The 17,277-nt window shown below is 72.3% G+C and carries 20 protein-coding genes; 9 read left to right on the top strand and 11 right to left on the bottom strand.

The window, feature by feature from the left end; all coding sequences use genetic code 11:
* Window position 1 precedes the first annotated feature (1 nt).
* The 3 genes from JYK18_RS25360 to JYK18_RS25350 form a co-directional block, all read right to left on the bottom strand.
* The gene (locus JYK18_RS25360; protein ID WP_242582061.1) at window positions 2–736 is read right to left on the bottom strand and encodes an SGNH/GDSL hydrolase family protein; all 735 of its coding nucleotides are present in this window, start codon (window positions 734–736) and stop codon (window positions 2–4) included.
* A 66-nt stretch (window positions 737–802) separates the two neighbouring features.
* On the bottom strand, window positions 803–1,249 hold the full coding sequence (locus tag JYK18_RS25355; RefSeq protein WP_206805734.1) for an SRPBCC family protein: 447 nt from the start codon (window positions 1,247–1,249) through the stop codon (window positions 803–805).
* Between the two features lie 59 nt (window positions 1,250–1,308).
* Window positions 1,309–2,163, bottom strand: a complete 855-nt coding sequence (locus JYK18_RS25350) for a helix-turn-helix domain-containing protein (protein ID WP_206805732.1) — start codon at window positions 2,161–2,163, stop codon at window positions 1,309–1,311.
* A 62-nt stretch (window positions 2,164–2,225) separates the two neighbouring features.
* On the opposite strand from JYK18_RS25350, the gene JYK18_RS25345 reads away from it, so the two are divergent.
* Entirely contained in the window at window positions 2,226–3,713 is a 1,488-nt protein-coding gene (locus JYK18_RS25345; RefSeq protein ID WP_206805730.1) for an FAD-dependent monooxygenase, read from the top strand.
* On the top strand, window positions 3,710–4,300 hold the full coding sequence (locus JYK18_RS25340; protein WP_206805728.1) for a TetR/AcrR family transcriptional regulator: 591 nt from the start codon (window positions 3,710–3,712) through the stop codon (window positions 4,298–4,300). The genes JYK18_RS25345 and JYK18_RS25340 overlap by 4 nt, the downstream gene beginning before the upstream one ends.
* Window positions 4,301–4,615: 315 nt before the next feature.
* Here the strand turns inward: JYK18_RS25340 and JYK18_RS25335 are convergent, their stop codons facing one another.
* From JYK18_RS25335 to JYK18_RS25325, 3 genes are all read right to left on the bottom strand, one after another.
* The gene (locus tag JYK18_RS25335; RefSeq protein ID WP_206805726.1) at window positions 4,616–4,921 is read right to left on the bottom strand and encodes a DUF3040 domain-containing protein; all 306 of its coding nucleotides are present in this window, start codon (window positions 4,919–4,921) and stop codon (window positions 4,616–4,618) included.
* Window positions 4,922–4,989: 68 nt separating this feature from the next.
* The gene (locus JYK18_RS25330) at window positions 4,990–5,772 is read right to left on the bottom strand and encodes an NAD(P)-dependent oxidoreductase (protein WP_206805724.1); all 783 of its coding nucleotides are present in this window, start codon (window positions 5,770–5,772) and stop codon (window positions 4,990–4,992) included.
* A 54-nt stretch (window positions 5,773–5,826) separates the two neighbouring features.
* Window positions 5,827–6,135: a helix-turn-helix domain-containing protein gene (locus tag JYK18_RS25325; RefSeq protein WP_307796049.1), complete on the bottom strand. Its 309-nt coding sequence runs from the start codon at window positions 6,133–6,135 to the stop codon at window positions 5,827–5,829.
* Between the two features lie 18 nt (window positions 6,136–6,153).
* On the opposite strand from JYK18_RS25325, the gene JYK18_RS25320 reads away from it, so the two are divergent.
* Entirely contained in the window at window positions 6,154–6,969 is an 816-nt protein-coding gene (locus tag JYK18_RS25320; protein ID WP_206805722.1) for an LLM class flavin-dependent oxidoreductase, read from the top strand.
* A gap of 4 nt (window positions 6,970–6,973) precedes the next feature.
* Here the strand turns inward: JYK18_RS25320 and JYK18_RS25315 are convergent, their stop codons facing one another.
* Window positions 6,974–7,417: a VOC family protein gene (locus tag JYK18_RS25315; protein WP_206805720.1), complete on the bottom strand. Its 444-nt coding sequence runs from the start codon at window positions 7,415–7,417 to the stop codon at window positions 6,974–6,976.
* Between the two features lie 18 nt (window positions 7,418–7,435).
* Window positions 7,436–8,083 (bottom strand): dihydrofolate reductase family protein, encoded by a 648-nt coding sequence (locus JYK18_RS25310; RefSeq protein WP_206805704.1) that lies wholly within the window; start codon window positions 8,081–8,083, stop codon window positions 7,436–7,438.
* 146 nt (window positions 8,084–8,229) lie between these two features.
* Here JYK18_RS25310 and JYK18_RS25305 point away from each other — a divergent pair, with 146 nt between their 5' ends.
* A complete protein-coding gene (locus JYK18_RS25305) occupies window positions 8,230–8,817 on the top strand; it encodes a hypothetical protein (RefSeq protein ID WP_206805695.1) in 588 nt (195 codons plus the stop codon).
* Here JYK18_RS25305 and JYK18_RS25300 read toward each other — a convergent pair.
* Window positions 8,814–9,746, bottom strand: a complete 933-nt coding sequence (locus JYK18_RS25300; RefSeq protein WP_206805693.1) for a YafY family protein — start codon at window positions 9,744–9,746, stop codon at window positions 8,814–8,816. The genes JYK18_RS25305 and JYK18_RS25300 overlap by 4 nt on opposite strands.
* A gap of 91 nt (window positions 9,747–9,837) precedes the next feature.
* On the opposite strand from JYK18_RS25300, the gene JYK18_RS25295 reads away from it, so the two are divergent.
* Window positions 9,838–10,185 (top strand): VOC family protein, encoded by a 348-nt coding sequence (locus tag JYK18_RS25295; RefSeq protein WP_206805691.1) that lies wholly within the window; start codon window positions 9,838–9,840, stop codon window positions 10,183–10,185.
* A 75-nt stretch (window positions 10,186–10,260) separates the two neighbouring features.
* On the top strand, window positions 10,261–11,394 hold the full coding sequence (locus JYK18_RS25290) for a serine hydrolase (protein WP_206805682.1): 1,134 nt from the start codon (window positions 10,261–10,263) through the stop codon (window positions 11,392–11,394).
* On the opposite strand, the gene JYK18_RS25285 is transcribed toward JYK18_RS25290, so the two are convergent.
* On the bottom strand, window positions 11,391–11,726 hold the full coding sequence (locus tag JYK18_RS25285; protein WP_206805681.1) for a cupin domain-containing protein: 336 nt from the start codon (window positions 11,724–11,726) through the stop codon (window positions 11,391–11,393). The two genes, JYK18_RS25290 and JYK18_RS25285, sit on opposite strands and share 4 nt — an antisense overlap.
* A 70-nt stretch (window positions 11,727–11,796) precedes the next feature.
* Between JYK18_RS25285 and JYK18_RS25280 the strand changes: the two genes are divergently transcribed.
* Window positions 11,797–12,732, top strand: a complete 936-nt coding sequence (locus JYK18_RS25280) for a GlxA family transcriptional regulator (protein ID WP_206805679.1) — start codon at window positions 11,797–11,799, stop codon at window positions 12,730–12,732.
* On the opposite strand, the gene JYK18_RS25275 is transcribed toward JYK18_RS25280, so the two are convergent.
* On the bottom strand, window positions 12,725–13,621 hold the full coding sequence (locus JYK18_RS25275) for an Lrp/AsnC family transcriptional regulator (protein WP_242582059.1): 897 nt from the start codon (window positions 13,619–13,621) through the stop codon (window positions 12,725–12,727). The genes JYK18_RS25280 and JYK18_RS25275 overlap by 8 nt on opposite strands.
* A gap of 208 nt (window positions 13,622–13,829) precedes the next feature.
* Here JYK18_RS25275 and JYK18_RS25270 point away from each other — a divergent pair, with 208 nt between their 5' ends.
* Window positions 13,830–15,518: an amidohydrolase gene (locus JYK18_RS25270; protein ID WP_206805677.1), complete on the top strand. Its 1,689-nt coding sequence runs from the start codon at window positions 13,830–13,832 to the stop codon at window positions 15,516–15,518.
* On the top strand, window positions 15,515–16,804 hold the full coding sequence (locus JYK18_RS25265; protein ID WP_206805675.1) for an MFS transporter: 1,290 nt from the start codon (window positions 15,515–15,517) through the stop codon (window positions 16,802–16,804). The genes JYK18_RS25270 and JYK18_RS25265 overlap by 4 nt, the downstream gene beginning before the upstream one ends.
* The last annotated feature ends 473 nt before the right edge of the window (window positions 16,805–17,277 follow it).

The raw sequence follows: 17,277 nt of genomic DNA, 5'->3' as shown, positions 1-17,277 counted from the left end.
GTCAGCAGTCGCGGAACGCCGGGCCGCCCGCCCAGCCGGCGTTGGCCCACGATTCGGGTGCCGCCGGGGTGAAGCCGGGGAAGCGCGCGGCGAGTTCGCCCAGCAGCCAGGCGGTGAACCGGGCCGCGCCCTGCGGGCAGGTGTGGATGCCGTCGGGGCTGCGGTCGCGTTTGCCGTCGCGGTCCAGCCGGTACTCCGGTCCCCACACCGCCGCGCTGTCCAGCACAACGGCCTTGCCGCCCGAACCGTCGGCCACCCGCCGCACCAGCCCGCCGGTGCGCTGGAGTTCGGCCAGATGCGGGGCGTAGAACTCGTCGGCCTTGATCGGCGGCATCGTCACGAACACGAGCGTGGCCCCGGCGGCGGTGACGGTCGCCAGCAGTTTTTCGTACGCCGCCAGCTGTTCTCCTTCGGTGCCCCAGTCGTAAGTGGACACCTGGTAGGCGACCACGTCCGGGTCGAAGGAACCCAGCTTGCCGGTGAGCTGGTCCCAAGTGGACTTGGTCAGCTCCTCGATGCCGGACACGTTGCCCCCGCCGGTCGACGCGATCGACTCCATCGACAGCCCACCGGCTTGCGCGGCCGCGGCGAGCGGTCCCGCCAGTCCCTCGGCCACGGAGTCGCCCATCCACAGCAGTTTCGACGGCGGCGCGGCCGGTGCGGGTTCAGCCGGGGAACACGCCGCGACAGCCAGTACCGCACACGCCGCGGCCAGCGTTTTCAGTCGTTTGCTCATGAGCCCCACGCTGCCGGGCCCGTGTCCGCCCGCGATCCGCGCTTTGTCGCTGTTGTGTCGCAGGCGTCAGCGCGGGGTGATCTCCGCCGCGTGGGTGGCGAGGCCGTCGGCCATCCGCTGCATGACGCGCCGCATCACGCCCTGCATCAGCCAGCCCAGTCCCGTGCGCGCGGAGTAGGTGCCGTGCCAGTGGATGAGCGTGCCGCCGTCCGGGGTGGGCGTGAGGTCGACGACCGCGCGGTAGTCGTGGATGGTGCTGTTGAACGCGTCCTCGTAGGTCAGCTGCTTCTCTTCGACCAGACCGGTCACGCGCTCGCCGGTGACCGTCTTCCCGGTGCGGAACGCGCGGACCGCCCCGACGGGATCGTGGCCGTCGGGGTCGAGGCCGCTGGACCGGTCGAGCACCAGTTCGTCGACCGCCGACCAGGTGGGCCAGGTCCGGGCGTCCGCCAGCAGGCGCCAGACCACCGCCGGGGGTGCCGTGGTGGCGGCCGTCGCGTCGTATTTGCGCATGGGGCCACCCTCTCGCCCGCGCGCGGCCGCGGGCCATGCGCCGGATTGCCGAGGATCGATCAGTTCTTGCGGTACACCGACGGCCGCACGCCGACCTGGCCGAGGAACGCCGTGGACAACGCGCCGGGGCTGGCGAATCCGCACCGGTCGGCGATCTGCGCGACGGTGAGGTCGGTGCCGGAAAGCAGTCGCCGCGCCCGCTCGATCCGCAACCGGGTGAGGAACCGGTGCGGGGTTTCGCCGGTGGCGTCCCGGAAAACGCGGATGAAGTGGTACACGCTCAAATGCGCTTCGGCGGCGATCTCGGCCACGGTCAGCGGTTCGGCCAGCCGTTCCCGCATTTCGGCGACGGCCCGGCGGACCGCCGCGTGTTCGGGGCCGGGCAGGCGTTCGTGCCGCCCGCCGGTCAGCAGGTGCGTCACCAGGAAGGCGGCGGCGGATTCGGCGTAGAGGTCGCCCGCGCCGGCGGCGGGTGGCAGCGCGCGCACGAGCTGTTCGACCAGCGGATCGGCGGTGAGCGCCGGGAAATCCGGTGTCCGGCCCTCGGCGACCTGCTCGACGGTCACCGAGGGAACGGTCACTTGGACCGTGCGCAGCGGCGAGGTGGTCCGGTAGTCGCGCACGCTGGCCAGGCCGGGGACCATCAGTTCGAGGGTGCCGGGCACCCAGCGGCGGCGCACCGGTTTGCCGTCGGCGCGCGTGCGCATCTCCACGTCCCCGCCCACGCAGAGCACGAGGTGGAGGTCGGCCACCGCGGGCATCGGGAACGGCTCGGCCTCCGGCGCGTGGTCGAAGCACTGCACCAGCAGCGATCGCCAGCCCGCGTCGCTCCAGCTGCAGTAGGTGCGCCGCACCTGCGCCGGGAGGTCGACCTCCGCGTAGGGCGCGAGGTCGAAGTCAGGCGAGTCGAACACGGGTCCAGCCTAGCCTTCGTCATTTTGTTTACGGTACCGTTTCGTAAACAAAAGGAGGCACCATGACCGTTCTCGTCACCGGCGCCGGACCGACCGGGCTGGCGCTGGCCTGCGCGTTGCGCCTGCACGGCGTCGAAGTCCGCGTGCTCGATCGCGCCGCCGGTCCCGCGGCGACCTCGCGGGCCAACTTCCTGCACGCCCGCGGTGCCGAAGTGCTGGCCAGGCTCGGCGCGTTGGGCACGCTGCCGCAGGACTCCCTCCGGGCGATGCGGATCACCACCTACGCCGGGGCGCGGCCGATCATGCGCATCCGGTTCGGCGATCCCGGGCTGCGCACGGCGGCGCCGCCGATGGTCGTCTCCCAGGCACGCGTCGAAGGCGCCCTGCGCGCCCGGCTGGCCGAACTCGGGGTCGAGCCGGAATGGGGCACCGAGGTCACCGGCGTTGCGCAGGACGGCGACGGCGTCGAGGTGCGGCTGGGTGACGGGCGGCGGTCGACCGCGGCGTGGCTCGTCGGGTGCGACGGCTCGGGCAGCGCCGTGCGGCGGCTGGCCGGGATCGGCTTTCCCGGGGCCAGGCTCAGCGAGCGGTTCCTGCTCGCCGACCTGGACATCGACTGGGACCTCGGCCGCGACGGCACCAGCGGCTGGGTGCATCCCGAGGGCCTGTTCGCCGCGATGCCGATGCCCGGCGGCTCGTGGCGCCTGTTCTCCTACGACCCGGAAGGCGGCGCCGAGCGGCCGGAACCCGCCGAGATCGTCGACCGGTTGCGGCAGCACCTCGCCCGGCGGACCGGGCGGACGGCCACCTTCGGGGAGTGCCACTGGGCCTCGGTGTTCAGCGTGCACCGGCGGCTCGCCGACACCTACCGCAACGGGCGGATCTTCCTCGCCGGGGACGCCGCGCACGTGCACGCGCCCTTCGGCGGCCAGGGCATGCCGACCGGCATGGGCGACGCCGAGAACCTGGCCTGGAAGCTCGCCATGGTGATCGACGGGCAGGCCGCGCCGGGGCTGCTCGACACCTACGAAGCGGAACGCCGTCCGCTCGCCGAGAACGTGCTCCGCGGAACGGCGCTGGCCACGCGGGTGAACATCGCCGACAGCGCGGCGGGCCGGTTCCTGCGGGACAAGGTGCTCGTCAAACTGGGCGGTTTGCCGTGGGTGCAACGGAAAGCGACCTACACCGCGTCACAGCTGTGGGTCAGCTACCGGAAGGGCCCGCTCGGCGGACGCCGTCCGCTCGGGGACCGGATCGCCGACCTGGACTGCGTGCGCGAGGATGCCAGGAGGACGACACTGCACGCCGAACTCGGCGGGACGTGGGCGCTGCTGCTGCCCGCGTCCGGCGGTGGGCGGGTGGTGGAAGCGGCGCGGGAAGGACTGGGGAAACGGGTGGTCGTACTGCGAACGGACGCGGCGGGTGTGCCGGCACTGGTGCGGCCGGACGGGCACCTGGCCTGGCGAGGGGAAACCGGGCTCGGCGGATGGCTGGCGACCGCGCTGCGTGGCGGGTGGCCGGCGAACACGCTGCGTGGCGAGGCCGGATGACCCGCGGCAGGCCCCGGGACCCGGGTACGGACACGGCGATCCTGCGCGCGGCAGCCGAGGTTTTCGTCGAGCGCGGGGTGGAGGGCGCGAGCATCGAGCAGATCGCCAAGCGGGCCGGCGTCGGGAAGGTCACCGTGTACCGGCGGTGGTCGACCAAGGAGGAGCTGCTCGCGCAGGCGGTGGAGGTGCTGGTGGCGGACCAGGTGAGCCGGCCGTCGGCCGAGCTGGTGGCCACCGGGTCGCCGTACGAGCTGGTGGAGAACGCGCTGGACAGCATGGCGGAGACGGCCGGGAGCCCGGAGTTCCGCGCGCTGGCGGCCCGGGTGCTGGGCTCGGCGGTCAGCCACCCGGAGCTGATGGCGGTCTACTGGACGCACTACATCCGGCCGCGGCGGGAGCTGACGCGGGCGTTGCTGCGACGCGCGCAGGAGGAAGGCACGGTGGCGGCCGACGCCGACCTGGACGCGCTGACCGACATGATCGCGGGGGCGGTCACGTACCGGGCGCTGCAGCCCGACCCACCCGATGCGGAGGGGATGCGGGCCTACCTGCGCGCGGTGTTCCGCCAGGCCGGATTGCTGCGATAACCGACCGGCAGCTCGCACAGGCAGCGGCTAGCCGACCCGGCAACCTCCAGGCAGCAGCTCTCGCAGACGGCCCGGCAACCACCGGGGCGGCAGTTCGCGCAGGCAGCTAGCTAATCCGGCAATCTCCAGGCGGCTCGCGCAGGCAGGTCGCTGACCCGGCAGCCACCAAGTGGCAGTTCGCGCAGGTAGCTAGCTAATCCGGCAATCTCCAGGCGGCTCGCGCAGGCAGGTCGCTGACCCGGCAGCCACCAAGTGGCAGTTCGCGCAGGTAGCTAGCTGACCCGGCAACCACCAGGCAGCGGCCCGCGCAGGTGGTCAGCTGACCCGGCGCAGCCACCAGGCGGCACCACCGGCCAGCGCGGCCGCCACCAGCAGGCCGAAGCTGCCGGTCACCACACCGGCCACGGCGACCCCGCCCAGCAGGACGGCCGCGACCACCCACGCCAGCCCCGGCGAACCCATCGCCGTGCGCAGGGTGTGCGCGAGTTCGGGGTCCTCCGCGGCCAGGTGCCGCTCGATCAGGTCGAGTTCACGGCGTTCGCGCTCGCTGAGGCCCTCGGCCGCGCGGACCATCATCGCGCTTCCGGCGGGCCTGACGAACCACCAGTGGTGGAACAACATACCCACCAGCATGGCTGATGAAGCACCAGAAAGCACGCCCCCGCAACTCCAAAATTGCTCGGCCGGGGTTAAATCCCGGCCACGAGGGACTTCAGCGGCGCGGTCAGACGCCCCGGCACACCCTGCGCCGCCGCCGTGCCGATGATGTTCGCCAGCGCCACCTGCTCGACCAGCCGCTGCTCCGCGGTGACCTCGGCGTCGGCCAGCATCGGGAGCACGTCCACCATCGAGTGCAGCCACGGCACCAGCAACTCGGTGGTGAACCGCCCGGCCGCCACGCCCTCCGTGCCGACCATGGCCGTCGCGTGGAAGGCGCCGGCGAACATGCCGTACATGGCGCCGAGCAGCGCGAGGTCGTGCAGCGCCGCCAGGCCGGGGTCCTCACCGAGGAAGGTGCCGGTCCCCCAGGCGCCGAGCGGACCCGCCCACCGGTCGTACGCCTCGCGCGAACCGCTGTAGAGCACCACCGACTCGGCCTGCCCGATCGACGGCGGGATCGCCATGATCCCGCCGTCCACATAGGACGCACCGTGCTCGGCCGCCCAGGCGGCGACCTCGCGCACCTGCTCGGCCGTGCCGTTGGTGACGTTGAGCAGGACCCGCCCGGTCAGTTGCGCCGCAACGGGTTCCAGCACCTCGCGCACCGCGGCGTGGTCGAGCAGGCACACCACCACCAGCTCCGCGTCACCCACCGCGTCGGCCACCGTCTCCGCGCGGACGACACCCAGTCCGGCCGCCGCCTCCGTCTTCTCCGGCGACCGGTTCCAGCCGGTGGTCGGCTGCCCCGCCCGCACGAACGCCGCGGCGAGCGCCGTTCCCATCGCCCCCAGACCCAGCACGCTCACTGTCATGGTCAAGATCTTCGACGGGCCCCCGACCAGCGGCAAGTACGCACAAAAAGGTAATCACCCACGCGGGAGGTGGGTCAGGCTCCATTCGGTGATCGGCACCAGCGCTTCGAGCAGTTCGGCACCCGCGCCGGTCAGCGAATACTCGACGTGCGGCACGGCGCCCGGGTGTTCCACGCGGCGGCACAGGCCGTCCGCCTCCAGCTCCCGCAGTTGCGCGCTCAGCACCTTCTCGCTGATGCCGCCGACCCGGCGGCGAAGCTCACCGAACCGGCGCGGCCGCTCGTGGAGTTCCCACAGCAGCAGCACCTTCCACTTCCCGCGCACCATGCCCAGCACGGTGTCCAGGCTGCATTTCGTCCGCACCCCCGGCACCCTAGCCGCATGACGAACCAACGACCGCGGTCCGCGCTCTGGCTCCCGCTCTTCGACGAGCTCGCCGACCCCGCGACCCTCGCGCGACTGGCCGCGGAGGCGGAGGAAGCCGGCTGGCACGGGGTGTTCGTGTGGGACCACGTGCGCTGGCGGGAGCCCGTGCGGGAGGTGGCCGACCCGTGGATCACGCTGGCCGCGATGGCCGCCACCACCGAACGGGTGCGGATCGGCCCGATGGTCACCCCGCTCGCGCGCCGCCGTCCGGTCAAGGTCGCCCGCGAGACCGCCAGCCTGGACCAGCTCAGCGGGGGCCGCCTCACCCTGGGCGTCGGGCTCGGGAGCGACCGGTTCGGCGGCGAGCTGGCCAAGACCGGCGAGCAGCTCGACGACCGCGTGCGCGCCGGGATGCTCGACGAGTCGCTGGAGATCCTCGCCGCCGCGTGGTCCGGCGAGCCCGTGCGGCACCGCGGCGAGCACTACACCGTCGACGACATCCGGTTCCTGCCCCGGCCGGTCCAGCGGCCCGGCGTCCCGGTGTGGGCGGCGGGGTTCCCGGGGAAGGTCAAGCCGTTGCGCCGCGCCGCCCGGCTCGACGGGTTCTTCCCGGTCAACCTCGAACACCCGGACCAGCTCGCGGAAGCCGTCGGCACCCTCACCGACCTCCGCCAGGGCACCACTTCGCCGTACGACATCGCGGTCGCGCTCCCGCCCGGCACCGACCCGGAGCCCTACACCGAGGCGGGTGCCACCTGGTACCTGGCGGAGTTCGACCCCGGCACCACCCTGGACGCGGTCCGCGGCGCCCTCCGCGACGGCCCCTGGTGACGGCTCACGGTTCGAGCGGCGGCATCGGCGCCCCACCCGGGCTCCACGTGCGCAGGAACCCCTCCTGCGCGGCCATGTCGACCAGCTCGACCCGGGCGCCGATGCTGTCGATGCGGTGGTAGGTGAAGGACCGGCCGTACGGGCAGGAGTCGAACTCCAGCGGTGCCCCGCGCTCGGCCAGCCGCTGCTTGTCCGCGGTGACATCCCCGGACCAGTACCCGATGTGGTCGAAACGGGACCCCTCGGTCGCGTCCCACGGACTTCCCGGATCGCCCTGGATCACCTCGAAGAACGGCGGTCCTTCCACGGAGAAAACGATCCGGTAAGCCCACTCCCCCAGCTCGCCGTCGCGGATCGGGCTCCACCGCACGCCGACGGCGCGGGTGAGGTCGGCGGTCGCCCGCTCGATGTCCTGGACGACGAAGCACAGGTGGTAGAAGTCGCTCACCCCATCGGTTCTACCGGGTCACTTGCGCCAGAACAGGTGGTGGGTGACCGTTCCGGTCGGGCTGGGCACGATGTCCACGTGGAAGCGGTCCCGCAGTTCGTCCGGGGACTCCCACAGCCGCGAACCCGAGCCCAGCTTCACCTGCGAGACGGCCACGTGCAGGGTGTCGACGAGGTCGGCGTCGAGGAACTCGCGAATCGTGGTGGCACCACCACCGAGGCGCACGTCCTTGCCCTGAGCGGCTTCCTTGGCCTGCTCCAGCACCGTCGCCGGGTCGGCGTCGACGAAGTGGAAGGTGGTGTCGGACAGGCTGTACGACGGCCGCGGGTGGTGGGTCAGCACGAAGACCGGGGTGTGGAACGGCGGCTCGTCGCCCCACCAGCCGAGCCAGTCGTGGTCGGTCCACGGCCCGCGCTGCGGCCCGAACTTGTTGCGCCCCATGATCTCCGCGCCGATGTTGTGGGCGAAATCGCGGGTGAGGTAGTCGTCGAGGCCGCGGCTGCCGCCGGGGTCGGTGCGGTTGGGCCAGCTCGCCGTCGCCCCGGCCCAGGCGAACATGTCACCGGGGTCCGCGTCGCCGAACGGGCGCTCGATGCTCTGGTTCTCCCCCGCGCCGAAGCCGTCGGCCGAGACGTTGAAGTTCTGGACCCGCAGCAGTTGGTTCATCGTTCCTCCACTCTGGTTGCCGGGGTAGACCACGCCCGCCGGCCGAACTCATCGCACGAACACTGAGACGTGGCTCACACGGGCTTGAGTGTGCCGTCGCGGCACGGCCTTTACTCCGGTGGCACACCGACGACCGGGGAGGAACCGTGACCCGCGAAGCCCTGCGCCCGCTCCGGCGCACCGAGGTGCTGAGCCGCTCGCTCCACGCCACCGAGCACGCCGGGGCGGTCTACACCGTCGAGGTCGACACCAACGACGACTGGCAGGCGCGCCTCTACCGCGACGGCGAACGCCAGGCGGCGGCCGACATGCCCGCGGCCTTTCCCGTGCCCGGCGGCCGGATCGAGGTCGACGGCTCGCTGTACGGCGTGACGCGGGTCCACCTCATGCTCGACTCCGGCGAGGAGCGGCGCCTCGCCCCGGTGGCGGGCACCGCCGAACACCTGCGGGCCCAGCTCGCCCGGCGGCATCCGCGCGTGAGCAGGGGGATCGGCGCAGCGGCGATCGTGATCCTGGTGGTCAACCTGATCACGGCCGTGCCGGTCGCGCTCGAACTCCTCACCAGCATCCCGAAGGTCGCCGCCCACTTCGGCACGTTCACCTCGCCGCTCGCCCTGCCCGCGTGGCTCAACGTCGCGCTGCTGCTCGCGGGCGCGCTCGCCGCCGTGGAACGCGTGCTCACGCTGCGGAGCAACCGCGTGCTCGACTTCGAAACGATGTGGGCGAGCGGCTAGACGTAACCACCCAGGCGCCGGGCCAGCGCGCGGACCTCGTCCCGCAGTTCCTCCGGTTGCTCGATGGTGAACGGCCGGTCGAGCGCGGCGAGCCGGGCGGCGACCCAGTCGAGGTGCTGCGCGTGGATCCGCACCCGGACCTCCTCCTCGGTGAGGGCCTCCAGCGTGGCGACGGCGGGCGGGAAGAGGGTGCGGATGTGCTCGGCCGTCGCCTCGATCCGCAGGGACACCTCGTACCGGTGCGGTGCTTCGGCCAGTGAGGTCAGCACCTGCTCCGCGGGGTCGAACGCGGCCGGGGCGTCGAAGGTGCCGTCGAGCACCCCGAGCGCGGTGATCCGGTCGATCCGGAACGTGCGCACCTGCTCGCTGCTGGAGTCGGCACCGGTCAGGTACCAGCGGCCGGAATGCGCCACGATGCCGTACGGGTGCACGACGCGTTCGCTGGTGCCGCCGTGCCCCGCGGTGTAGGCGAGCCGGATCGGACGGCGGTCGCGCGCCGCCTCCGCGACCTCGAACAGCACACCGGCTTCGGCGCTGAGCGGGCCGCGGGCCGGGGCGGTGAAGCTGGCGGTGGACAGCAGCGCGCCGAGCCGCCGGGCGAGCGGATCCGGCAGCACCCGGCGGACCTTGGCGGCCGCGCTCTCCGCGGTCGCCGTGCTCCGGCCCGCGTGCAGGCCGAGCAGCACGGCCAGCGCCTCCTCGCCGGTGAGCATCAGCGGCGGCATCCGGTACCCGGCGGCCAGCCGGTACCCGCCGTAGCGGCCGCGGATCGAGCGGACCGGGATGTCGAGGTCGAGCAGGTGGTCGACGTACCGGCGGACGGTGCGCTCGTCCACCCCCAGCCGGCCCGCGAGTTCGGCGACGGTCCGCGTGCCCCCGCCCTGCAGGATCTCCAGCAGGGCCAGCACACGAGCGGTCGGCCGGGGCATGCGGGAACTCCTGTCGAATACCGGGCGGTTCCTGTCCAGTATTGCTCCTAGCGTGGGTCACGTCATCGAGTCACCGAGAAAGGACCCACCCGTGCGCCTCACCTCCGTCCGCATCATCACCGACGACGTCGCCCGCCTCGTCGGTTTCTACGAGCAGGCCACCGGCCTGACCGCGCACTGGCGGGCCGAGCGGTTCGCCGAGCTCGCCGGGTTGGCCATCGGTGGTGCCGAGACCACGAACGCCGCGGTCCCCGCGTCGAACCGGACCGCGATCGTGGAATTCCAGGTCGACGACGTCGACCGCGAGTACGCGCGGCTCGCCGAACTGGCCCCGGAGATCGTGCAGGAGCCGACCACCATGCCGTGGGGCAACCGCTCCCTGCTCTTCCGCGACCCCGACGGCAACCTGGTCAACTTCTTCCGGCCGCCGGCCGGCTGATCAGACCGTGGGTGGAGACCGGAAGTCGGAGCCGGGTCCGATGTTCGCCGGCTCCGGCGCTGACACCGTTCTCCCATGCGAATCCCACGAACGGGCCAGAGAATCGCCACCGCGCTGCTGGGCGCGGCACTGCTCACCGGAACGGCCACCGCCGCGGAACCCGGCTACCGCCCGGCCGAGTTCCGCCGTGACGTGCGCACGCTGCACGAGGACGGGATCATCGGCGTGCAGGCGCGGATCAGCACCCGGCACGGCCAGTGGACCGCGACCAGCGGTAAGTCCGATGTGGACACCGGACGGCCGGTGTCCCCGCACAGCAGCTTCCGGATCGCCAGCAACACCAAGACGTTCGTCGCCGTGGTGCTGCTCCAGCTGGTCGGCGAGGGCAAGCTCGGCCTCGACGACACGGTGGAGCGGCACCTGCCCGGCCTGATCCGCGGCAACGGCAACGACGGCCGCGCGATCACCGTCCGGCAGTTGCTCCAGCACACCAGCGGCCTGGCCGAGTACCGGGCGGACTGGCCGCCGACGCCGGAGTTCTTCGAGCAGAACCGGTACCGCCACTACGAACCCGGGGAACTGGTGGCCATCGCGCTGAAGCACCCGCCGACCGGGAGGGGGCATTCCTACTCCAACACCAACTACGTGGTGGCCGGGATGATCATCCGCGCGGTGACCGGGAACTCCTGGGCCGCCGAGGTCCGCGACCGGGTGATCGTCCCCTTGGGACTGACCGGGACCAGCGTGCCCGGCGACGACCCGTCGATGCCCGAGCCCACCGCCCGCGGTTACCAGCAGTGGTTCCCCGGCCCGCTGGTCACCGACGTGACCGAGCAGAACCGGACCGGCAGCGACGCGGCGGGCGCGATCATCAGCACCACCGCCGACCTGGGCGAGTTCTTCCGCGCCCTGCTCGGCGGGCGGCTGCTGCGACCGGCCCAGCTGGCCGAAATGCAGCGGGTGGTGCCGGTCGAGGACGGCCTGCAGACCGGGTACGGCCTCGGGCTCGTCCCGTACCGGCTCAGCTGCGGCGGGGTCTACTGGGGCCACGGCGGGCAGACCACCGGGTACCTCAGCACGGTCGGCGTGTCCGCCGACGGCAAGCGGTCCATCGTGTTGTCCCTCACCGGCCTGACCGCGAAGAACCCGGCCGACCTCGACAAGCCGAGGAAGCTCAGCGAGCGGATGGTCGACCGGGCCCTCTGCTAACCCTCCGGGTAGAAGAGGAACAGGGTGCAGCCGGTGGTGCTCGACGGGACGTGCCAGGTGCCGGCCGGGGCGTGCAGGAACGTCCCGGCCGGGTAGTCGCGCGCGCCGTCGTGGAAGGTGCCCGCGACCACGTACACCTCCTCCGGGCCGGGTTCGTGGACGTCGCGGTGGGGCCAGGTCGAACCGGGGTCCATCTCCAGCACGTTGGCGTGGGCACCGGCCGGACTGGTCCACAGTGGACGCAGGCGGATGCCGGGGAAGAGTTCGCGGACGGGCGCGTCGGTGACCGCGACGGAGGTGTAGCCGTCCTGGTCGAGGATTTCGGGGTGCATGTCCCCACGGTGCCGCGCCCACGGCACGCGGGACAGTGTCGACAAAGCCACCATGGGGTACTTTCTTGCCATGCATCGTGTGGTGGCCCTCGTCCGGCCGGTGCAGTCGACCTTCGAGCTCGGCTGCGCCGCCGAGGTCTTCGGCACCGACCGGGCCGGCGTTCCCCGGCACTACGCCTTCGAGGTGTGCACGGAGACGCCGGGCCCGGTGCCGACCTCGGCCGGGTACGCGATGTCCGTGAAACGGGGGTTGTCCGCACTTGCGGCCGCGGACACCGTGATCATTCCCGGCTGGGCCCCGATCGACGCGCCACTGTCGCCACGCGTGCGCCGTGCACTGTTGCGGGCACACGCCCGCGGCGCCCGGCTCGTCACCATCTGCTCCGGCGTGTTCGCGCTGGCCCGCACCGGACTGCTCGACGGCCGCTCGGCGACCACGCACTGGGCACGCGCCGAGCAGCTGCGGCAGGAGTTCCCCGAGGTGCGCGTGGAACCGGACCGGCTCTACGTGGACCACGGCGACGTCGCCACCAGCGCCGGGGCCGGTGCCGGGATCGACCTGTGCCTGCACCTGGTCCGGCGGGACCACGGCGCCGCGCACGCCGCACTCGTCGCGCGGCACATGGTGATGCCGCCGCACCGCGACGGCGGCCAGGTGCAGTACGCCCCGCCCGCGCCACCGGAGGACGCGCTCGACGGCCTGCTCGACTGGGCGGGCGCCCGCCTCGGCACGCCGTTGTCGGTGGCCGATCTGGCCGCGCACCTCAACGTCTCGTCCCGCACGCTGGCCCGGCGCTTCGCCGAGCAGCTCGGCACGAGCCCCGGCGCGTGGCTGTTGTCCCGCCGGGTCGCCGAGGCACGCACGTTGCTGGAGCGGACGAACCTGCCGGTGGACACGATCGCCACCCGCGTCGGCCTGACTTCGGCGGTCAACCTGCGCCGCCGCTTCCACACCCTGGTCGGCACCACCCCGGGTGCCTACCGCCGGGCGTTCCGCGTCACGTGAGTTCGGGCAGGGGCCATTCGTAGCGCTCCTTGGCGATGCGCAGGTGCACCCAGGCCTCGGTGCTGACCACGTCCTCGCGCCCGCCGATCTCTTCGAGGACTTCGTCGAGTTCACGGGCGGCGCGAGCGGCGATCGTGGCGACCACGTCGAACCGGCCGATGGTGCGAGCGAGGAACTCGACGTCGTCCCTGACCGCGAGCGCCTCGGTCACCGCGTCACCGGCACCGCGCACGTTGAGCCCGATCCCGCACACCAGCCCGGCGTCCGGGCGCGCGCGGCTGAGCACCGGCGCGATCCGGATGACCTCGTGCTCCACCAGGTAACCCACCCGGGTGCGGGTGGCCGAGGGTGACAGGCCGACGTGCTGGGCGGTGCGGGCGAAGCTCTCCCGCCCGTCGGACTGGAGCCGCAGCATGATGGCGAGGTCGCGGTCGTCGATGCGCAGCCCCGGCGCGAGCGGGCGGCCGGGCATGAACAGGCCCTTGCGCACGTCGACGTAGAGCAGGGTGTTGACCAGTTCCACGTCCGGCAGCCCGCGGATGTCGGCCACCGTGCGGTAGAGCGCCGCGGAGTCCGGCAGCCGCAGTTCGGCGACCACCTGGTACTCCCCGCTGACCGCCGAGACGAACGCCGCCGCGGGCAGCGCCGCGATCGCCTCCGCCGTCGCGCGGGACCGGCCCGAGGTGCGGATGGCCAGGTGCGCGTAGGCGGTCAGGCCGAGGAATTCGGGGTGGACCGCCGCGATCACGGTGAGCGAGCCGTCGGCCTTCAACTGCTCCAACCGGGCGGACACGGCCGAGCGCGAGGCGCCGACGCGCTGCGCCAGGTCCGCCACGCTCATCCGGCCGTCCGCGCGCAACGCGGCGACCAGCGCGTCGTCGAGGCCCAAATTCCCTCCCGGATTTTTCGGTCGGCCCCGGAAGTCATATCACGCGCTGATAGGCACTGTCACAGCTCGAATGAACTCATCTGCCTGATCAACTGAGCAGATCGACTGCACCTGACGGTGAAGAGCGCGCGATCTGGTTGCCGCGGGCCGTTCGCCTGGTTACCTTCACCGCCACGCCTTCCCCAGCCGAGCCCCAGGAGTCCGCGCGATGCGCACGCTGCACCACCTCGAACGGTCCGCTCTCGACGCCACCGCCACGATCCTGCTCCCCGACACCGTGGTGACCGTGGACGAGACGACCGAGGGTGCCGAGGCGGTGCTCGTGTTCGGCACGGAGATCGCCGCCGTGGGTTCGGTGGCGGACTGCCGTCAGGCCGCGGTGAAGCTCGGCCACCCGGCGCCGGAGGAACGGCGGCTGCCCGGCGCCTTGCTGCCCGGGTTCATCGATCCGCACGCGCACCCGCTGATGTACGGCCAGATGATGACCTGGGTGGACTGCGGCCCCGGCCGGGCGTCGAGCATTCCGGAGATCGTCGCGCTGCTGAGCGAGGCCGCCGCGCGCACGCCGGACGGCAGGCCGGTCCGCGGGTACGGCTACGAGCACCGCAACCTCGCCGAGAAACGCCACCCCCGCAAGGAAGAACTCGACGCGGTCGCGGCCGATCGCGAGGTCTACCTGATGAACGCCAGCGGGCACGGCGGCGTGGTCAACAGCTACACGCTGGCGCGCAACGGTGTCACCCGCGACACCCCCGATCCCGACGGCGGCGTGTTCTTCCGCGACGAGCACGGCGAACTCACCGGCGAACTGTCCGACGCGGCGTGCAACATCCTCACCGGGGTGTCCGGGGTGAAGGTCGGCCACCACGGGCCGAACTTCCACCTCGCCGACGAACCCGAGGAGCACCTGCGGCAACTCGCCGTGGCGCAGGAGAAGTTCCTCGCCGCCGGGGTGACGTCGATCGGCGACGCGCAGGTCACGCGCCGCGAGTTCGACATGTACCTGCGCCTGGCCGAAGCCGGTCAGCTCACCACGCGAGTGCACCTGTACCTGCTGTCGCACCTGCTCGACCAGGCGCTGGAAATGGGGCTGCACGGCGCTTTCGGCAACGCGCACCTGTCGTTCGCCGGCATCAAGTTCTACGCCGACGGCACGCTCGGCGGCTGGACCGCGTACTTCCCCGACGGGTACGTCGGCGACCCGTGCCGCACCGGGCAGCTCTACCACGACCCGGCGGACTACGCCGAGCTGATCGCGAAGGCGCACGCGGCCGGGCTGCAGACCGCGACCCACGCCCAGTCCCCCGACGCGATCGCGATGGTGCTCGACGCCATCGAGGCCGCGCAGCGGGAGAACCCGCGTCCCGACGCCCGTCACCGCATCGAGCACTGTGGACTCCCGACGCCGGAGCAGATCGCGCGAATGGCCGCGCTCGGCGTGCACCCGGTCAACCAGCCCCAGCACTACTACAACTGGGGCGAGGGCGTGACCGACGCGATCGGCACGCCCGGCGAGCGGTTCAACCCGCTGGGCGAGTTCCAGGCCGCGGGCGTGCCGGTCACGCTCAGCTCGGACGCCCCGGTCGCCGAGCCCAACCCGCTCGAAGCCATCCAGACCGCGGTGACCAGGGTGACCCGTCGCGGTCACCGCCTCGGCGGGGACGAGCTGCTCATCGACGTGCGCTCGGCGGTGGCCGCGCACACCCTCGCCGGTGCCCGCGCGCTCGGGCGCGAGCACGAACTCGGCTCCATCACCCCCGGCAAGCGAGCCGACTTCGTGCTGCTCGCCGCCGACCCGCTCACCACCGAATCCGGTCGCCTCGCGGACATCCCCGTGCTGGAGACCTGGGTCGGCGGCGAAGTCCAGCACCGCGACGCCCGCCGGGAGACCGCATGACGCACGACCTCCGCACCCCGCCGCTCCGGCGCGCCCGCAAGGCCGGGCTCGCCGCCTTCGTCGGCACCACCATCGAGTGGTACGACTTCTACATCTACGCCACCGCCGCGAGCCTGGTCTTCGGCACGGTGTTCTTCCCCGAGACCGGCGACCGGCTGACCGGGATCGCGGCCTCGTTCGCCACCTACGCGGTCGGGTTCTTCGCCCGCCCGCTCGGCGGCATCGTGTTCGGCCACGTCGGTGACCGGGTGGGCCGCAAGACCGCGCTCGTGGTGACGCTGACCATGATGGGCGCGGCCACCTTCCTCGTCGGCTGCCTGCCCGGGTACGGCCAGATCGGGGCGTGGGCGCCGATCCTGCTGGTGCTGCTGCGGTTCGTGCAGGGCCTCGCGGTGGGTGGCGAGTGGGGTGGTGCGGTGCTGATGGCCGTCGAGCACGCGCCGCCGGAGAAGAAGACGTTCTACGGCAGCTTCGCGCAGGCGGGCAACCCGGCGGGCGCGCTGCTGGCGACCGGGCTGTTCAGCCTGCTGAGCCTGGGCGGCACGGAGTTCCTCAACGACTGGGGCTGGCGGATTCCGTTCTTCGCCTCGGCGCTGCTGATCGTGGTCGGCCTGATCGTGCGGTCCACTGTGGAGGAATCACCGGTGTTCGCCGAAGCGGCCGAGTCCGAGGCCGGGGTGCCGCTGGTCTACGCCCTGCGCACGAACTGGAAGCCGATCCTGCTGGGCGTGTGCGTGCTGCCCGTCGCGCTCGGCGGGTACTACCTGGTCACCACCTTCGCCACCGCGTACGCCACCGATCCCTCGGTGGGGGTGTCGGAATCGCTCGTGCTCAACGCGCTCAGCATCGCCGCCTTCGTCGAACTGGTGCTCACCTTCGGCACGGCGTGGCTCGGGGACCGCTTCGGCCGGGTGCGCGTGGTCGTGCTCGGCCTGGTGGCGGTCGCCGTGCTGGCCGCACCGCAGTTCCTGGTGTTCTCGACGAAGGATTCGCTGTTGATCATCACCGTGTTCGTGGTGATGCGCCTGGCGATGACGGCCACCTACGCGCCGATCGCGGCCGTGCTGTCGCAGATGTTCCGGCCGCGGGCGCGGTACACCAGCATCTCGCTGTCCTACCAGGTGGCGGGTGCGCTCTTCGGCGGGTTGTCGCCGCTGGTCTCGACGCTGCTGTTCCAGGCGACGGGCAGCATCTGGCCGGTGATCGGGTTGCTGATCGGGATGTGCGTGCTCAGCCTGGTGTGCGTGCTGCTCGCCCCGCAGCACACCGACGAGGTCACCACCTGACGCGGCCGTAATGGCCGGGCTCGCCTTCGCGAAATCACCGGTGAGGTTGCCGTGATGGCGCCCGCGACGGGTTGGAGGTGACCGGTGCTGACGCTGACGGATTTCACCAACGCGGGCCTGCGGGACAGCGATCGCCGCGACAGCTGGCACGAGATCGGGCCGAGATCGCTGATGCCGGTGATCGCGAGGAGTGACGCGGAGGACGAGCTGAACATCGTGCTCCGGGTGCTGACGATGGGGGACGCCACCGCCGGTCAGGTTGGCGCGGGTGCCGGGCCGAGCCCGTTCGCGCGGCGCCCAGCGGACGTGCGGCTACCCGGCGGGTGCGGTCGAACGCCTGCCGACGGATGCGGACGCGCAGCTACCCGGCAGGCGCGGTCGAACGCCTGCCGACGAGTGCGGACGTGCGACTGCCCGGCGGGTGCAGTCGAGCGCGCAGTCGCCGGTGCGGGCGGGGTCCGGCTGGTTGAGCC

Origin of the sequence: Amycolatopsis sp. 195334CR (assembly GCF_017309385.1) — a bacterium.
Classification (GTDB): Bacteria; Actinomycetota; Actinomycetes; order Mycobacteriales; family Pseudonocardiaceae; genus Amycolatopsis.
The sequence above is the reverse complement of the archived record's forward strand: the minus strand, read 5'-3'. Positions and strand labels throughout refer to the sequence as shown.